Origin of the sequence: Actinophytocola sp., assembly GCF_036402745.1 — a bacterium.
In the GTDB taxonomy this organism is placed as follows: Bacteria; Actinomycetota; Actinomycetes; order Mycobacteriales; family Pseudonocardiaceae; genus Actinophytocola.
In genome coordinates, this window is record NZ_DASWSJ010000425.1 from 1 (window position 1) to 5,375 (window position 5,375).

The following is a 5,375-nucleotide window of genomic DNA, read 5'->3' on the forward strand; positions in this document are numbered from 1 at the left end:
GCGTTCGTCCTCCTCGGATCCGTTGCCGGCGCGTGGGGTTCGGCCGGCCGCGGCGGCGAGGGCGCCGGCACCGCCGTCCTCGACGCGCTCGCCGAAGGACGGCACCGCAGGGGACTGCCGGCGACGTCGATCGCCTGGGGACCGTGGGACGGTGCCGAACAGGCCACGCACCTGCGGCTCAACGGGCTGAACCCGATGCACGCCGGCCTCGCGGTCACCGCGCTCACCCGTGCCGTGACCGCCGGCCCGACCACGGTGGTGATCGCCGACGTCACCTGGGACCGGTTCGCGCCTGCCCACACGGCGAACCGGCCGGGACGGCTGCTGACCGGCGTTCCGGAAGCCCGGGACGCGTTGGCTGCCGCCGACCGCGCAGACGAGACGGCGGACACGCTGCGGCGACGACTGCGTGACCTGGCGCCGGCGGACCGGTCCGGCGCGGTGACCGAGGTCGTCCGCGAGCGGGTGGCCCACGTGCTGGGGCACACCGACGTCGAGGCCGACCGCGCGTTCCGGGACCTCGGGTTCGACTCGGTGACCGCCGTCGACCTGCGCAACCACCTGGCGACCGCGACCGGGCTCACCCTGCCGGTGACGCTCGTGTTCGACCACCCCACACCGGAGGCGCTGGCCCGGCACCTGCTCGACGAGCTCCTCCCCGCGGCGGACCCGGAGACCGACCTTCGCGAGCTGCTGGCCACGGTCCCGCTGACCCGGCTGCGCGAGATCGGCGTGCTGGCACCGCTGCTGCGCCTGGTCGGCGGAACCGACCCGGAGCGGCCGCCCGCACCCGTTCCCGACGCGACGCCGCACGACGTCGACGCGATGAGCCTCGACGCCCTCGTCCACGCCGCCCTGAACGGCGCCACCGACCAGTCATCCGCTGAAGGGCACCAACCATGACACCCCTTGTGTCAACCTCAGGATCGATCTCAGGCCGCCGGCTTCCCAACCGCACCTCAGGGGACCGTGACGCAAGCCAGCCACAAGTACGTGACCAAACAGAACTTGCCTCCCCCAACGTGACCAACACATTTAATTCCGGGGAGGCGGAACTGTGACCGAGAACTCCGTCGTCGAGGCACTGCGTGCCGCGCTGAAGCAGGTCGACAGCCTGCGCCGCCGCAACCGCGAGCTGACCGACGCGGCGACCGAACCGATCGCCATCGTCGGGATGGCGTGCCGGTACCCGGGCGGCGTGCGGTCGCCGGAGGACCTGTGGCGGCTGGTGGCCGACGGCGCCGACGCGATCGGGCCGATGCCCGCGGACCGTGGTTGGGACCTGGCCGCGTTGGACCGGTTCGAGACCGGTTCCGGAGCCCCGCGGGTGCCCCGGGAGGGCGGCTTCCTGGACGAGGCCACCGGGTTCGACCCCGCGTTCTTCCGCATCGCCCCGACGGACGCGCTCGTCATGGATCCCCAGCAGCGCGTCCTGCTGGAGGTCGCCTGGGAGGCCCTCGAACGTGCGGGCATCGTCCCGGCGTCGCTGCGGGGTGGCGAGACCGGCGTGTTCGTGGGCGGTGGCACCGGCGACTACCGCCTCCCCGTGCGCGGCGTGGAGTGGCAGAGCGCCCAGTCCGGCAGCCTGCTGTCCGGCCGGCTGGCCTACACCCTCGGTCTCAACGGCCCCACGCTCTCCGTGGACACCGGATGCTCGTCGTCGCTCGTGGCCCTGCACCTGGCCGCGCAGGCGCTGCGGACCGGCGAGTGCTCCCTCGCGCTCGCCGGCGGCGTCACGGTGATGGCGAGCCCGGCCGGGATCGTCGAGTTCGCCGTCCAGGGTGCCCTCTCGCCCGACGGTCGCTGCCGTGCCTTCGCCGAGTCCGCGGACGGAACCGGCTGGGCCGAAGGAGCCGGCGTCCTTGTGCTGGAACGGCTCTCCGACGCCCGGCGCGGCGGCCACCAGGTGCTGGCCGTGGTCCGTGGGTCGGCCGTCAACTCCGACGGCGCCTCCAACGGGTTGACCGCGCCGAGTGGCCCCGCCCAGGAGCGGGTGATCCGGCAGGCGCTCGCCAACGCCGGCCTCACCCCGTCCGAAGTGGACGTCATCGAGGCGCACGGCACCGCCACCCGTCTCGGCGACCCGATCGAGGCGCACGCGCTGCTCGCCACGTACGGCCGGGACCGTGCGACTCCGGTGCTTCTCGGCTCGATCAAGTCCAACATCGGCCACGCGCAGGCGGCGGCCGGCGTCGCCGGGGTGATCAAGATGGTCGAGGCGATGCGGCACGGCGTCGCCCCGAAGACGCTGCACGTCGACCGCCCGTCCTCCCGGGTCGAGTGGGCCGGCGGTGCGGTGTCCCTGTTGACCGAGGCGGTGGACTGGCCGGCGACCGGCCGGCCGCGCCGGGCGGCGGTGTCGTCGTTCGGCGCCAGCGGCACCAACACCCACGTCCTCCTCGAACGGCCGGACGACGCGCCGGTACCCGCACCGGAGCCGGTGCCCGTGCCGTGGGTGCTGTCCGCCCGTACGGCCGACGCCCTGGATGAGCGGAAAGCAGCCCTTCTGCCCCTTGTGGACACCGCACCGAACCCGGTCGACGTCGGGTTCTCGCTCGCCACCCGGCAGGTGTTCGAGCATCGGGCGGTGCTGCTGCCGGACGGGACCGAACTCGCCCGGGGGCAGGCGGCTCCGGGCCGCCTGGCCTTCGTGTTCTCGGGTCAGGGTTCGCAGCGGCTGGGGATGGGGCGGGGGCTGTACGAGCGGTTCCCGCTGTTCGCGTCCACAGTGGACGAGGTGCTGTCCCGGCTCGATCCGGGCGTGCGCGAGGTGATGTGGGGTGCCGACGCGGCGGCGTTGGACGACACGCGATGGGCGCAGCCTGCCCTGTTCGCCGTCGAGGTGGCCCTGTTCCGCCTGGTGGAGTCGTGGGGAGTGCGTCCGGACGTGCTGGTCGGGCATTCGATCGGCGAGCTGGCGGCAGCGTATGTCGCGGACGTGCTGTCGTTGGCTGACGCGTGTGCCGTCGTGTCGGCCAGGGCCCGGTTGATGGCGGCGTTGCCGCCGGGTGGGGCGATGGTCGCGGTGCGGGCGTCGGAGTCCGACGTCGCGCCGTTCCTCGGTGCCGAGGTGTCGGTCGCGGCGGTCAACGGGCCGGACAGCGTCGTGCTGTCCGGCGCCGAGGAGGCGGTGCTCGCCGTCGCCGGCCGGTTCGAGAAGACGACCTTGCTGCGGACGAGCCACGCGTTCCACTCGGTCCTCATGGAGCCGATGCTGGCCGAGTTCGCGGCGGCGGTCGCCGGGATCGAGGCGCACGACCCGGCGATCCCGATCGTGTCGACGGTCGCGGGGCCGGCACGTTTCGGGGACGCGGCCTACTGGGTGCGCCAGGTCCGGGAACCCGTCCGGTTCGCCGACGCCATCACCGCGGCGAAGCCGGACCGGGTGCTGGAGCTCGGCCCCGACGGCGCGCTGTGCGCACTGCTCTCGGACATCCTCGCCGTGCCTGTCGTGCGCCGGGACCGCGACGAGGTGGAGTCGGCGTTCCGGGCACTGGCCACGCTGCACGTCGCGGGCGTCGCCGTCGACTGGTCGGCGCCGGCCGCCGGCGGGCGTCTGGTGGGCCTGCCGACCTACCCGTTCCAGCACGAGCGGTTCTGGCCGTCGTCCGGACCGCGCGGCGGCGACGCGGCCGGACTCGGCCTCACGCCCGTCGACCACCCGCTGCTCGGTGCCGCCGCGGTGTCGGCCGGGGACGGCGGCGTCCTGGTGACCGGCCGGCTCTCGGTGCCGACGCACCCCTGGCTCGCCGACCACGAGGTGGGCGGCTCGGTGCTGTTCCCCGGCACCGGGTTCCTCGAGCTCGTGCTGTGCGCCGCCGACCAGGCCGGCTGCGACCGGGTGGAGGAACTCACGCTGTCGGTCCCGCTCGTGCTGCCCTCTCGCGACCCGGTGGCCGTCCAGATCGTGCTCGGTCCGCCCGACGAGGCCGGCCGCCGCGACGTTCGGGTGTTCTCCCGCCCGGGTCAACTGCCCGACGGCGAGTGGACCGAGCACGCCGCCGGCGCCGTGACCACCGGGCAACGGGTGGTGGAGCTGGCCACCCGGCCGTGGCCCCCGGAGGACGCGGTGGCCGTCGACCTGGACGGCCACTACGACCGGCTCGCCGCGAACGGTCTCGGCTACGGGCCGGTCTTCCGCGGGCTGCGCTCGGTCTGGCGGTGTGGCGAAGACGTCTACGCCGAGGTCGCCCTCCCCGAGCGGATGGCGAGTCGCAGTCCCGAGGCCGACGCCTTCGGCATCCACCCGGCGTTGCTCGACATGGCGCTGCAGGCCAGCGCGTTCGCCGCCGAGAACGAGGGCCGCAACCTCATGCCGTTCTGCTGGCGGGGCGTCAGCCTGCACGCGTCCGGGGCCTCGGCGCTGCGGGTGCGCTGGACTGCCGGCGGCACCGGGCTCAAACTGTCCACTGTGGATTCAGCGGGCGATCCGGTGATCACCGTGGAGTCCCTGACCGTGCGCGAGCCGGCCGCCGCTCCGGAGGCCGGCACGGGCGTGCAGGACTCCCTGTTCCACGTCGCCTGGAACCCGGTCGACCCGCCGGTGGCGGCGGACGGCGGGGACTGGACGATCATCGGTGCCGACTCCGACGCCGAGACCGACCTGCCGGATCCGCTGCCCGCGACGGTGTTCGTTCGCGTCACCGGCGACGAGACCGCTCGCGCGCTGGGTCTTCTGCAGCGGTGGGTGGCCGACGAGCGGTTCGCTGGTTCGCGGTTGGTGGTGGTGACCCAGGGCGCGATCTCGGGTGACGACCTGGCCGGATCGGCCGTGTGGGGGTTGGTGCGGTCGGCCCAGTCCGAGCACCCGGATCGGTTCTGGCTGCTGGACATCGAGTCCGATGCGGACCTCGAGGTCGCGTTGCCGGCACTGGCCGATGAACCACAGTTGATGGTGCGGTCCGGTGTTGTCCGGGCGGCACGGCTCACCCGGTTGGCGGCCTTGGTGCCGCCGGCCGACGGCTCGTGGCGGTTGGCGTCGGTTCGTGGCGGTGACCTGGGTGGGTTGGCGTTGGTGCCTGCCGCGGAGGTGCCGTTGTCGGGTGCGCAGGTGCGGTTGCGGGTGTCGGCGGCCGGGGTGAATTTCCGTGATGTGTTGACCGCGTTGGGGATGTATCCGGGAGAGGCGGGTGATCTGGGCGCGGAGGCTGTGGGTGTGGTCACCGAGGTGGGTCCGGATGCCCGGGTTGTGCGGCCCGGGGATCGGGTGATGGGGATCGTGCCTGGTGGGATGGCGTCGGTGGCGGTGGCGCCGGATGAGCGGGTGCTGGCGCGGGTTCCGGACGAGTGGTCGGACGAGACGGCCGCGTCTGTGCCGTTGGTGTTCTTGACGGCGTGGTACGCGTTCACCCGTCTGTCGCGGGTCGGGCCGGGTG

Annotated in this window: 1 protein-coding gene and 1 pseudogene; both read left to right on the forward strand. The window is 73.6% G+C overall.

Features of this window, described 5'->3' with window-relative positions:
• On the forward strand, nt 1-903 hold a 903-nt coding region (locus tag VGD70_RS36805), incomplete at its 5' end, for a beta-ketoacyl reductase (RefSeq protein WP_331089806.1).
• Nucleotides 904-1,066: 163 nt separating this feature from the next.
• Nucleotides 1,067-5,375, forward strand: a pseudogene (locus VGD70_RS36810) (beta-ketoacyl synthase N-terminal-like domain-containing protein); the annotation flags it as partial.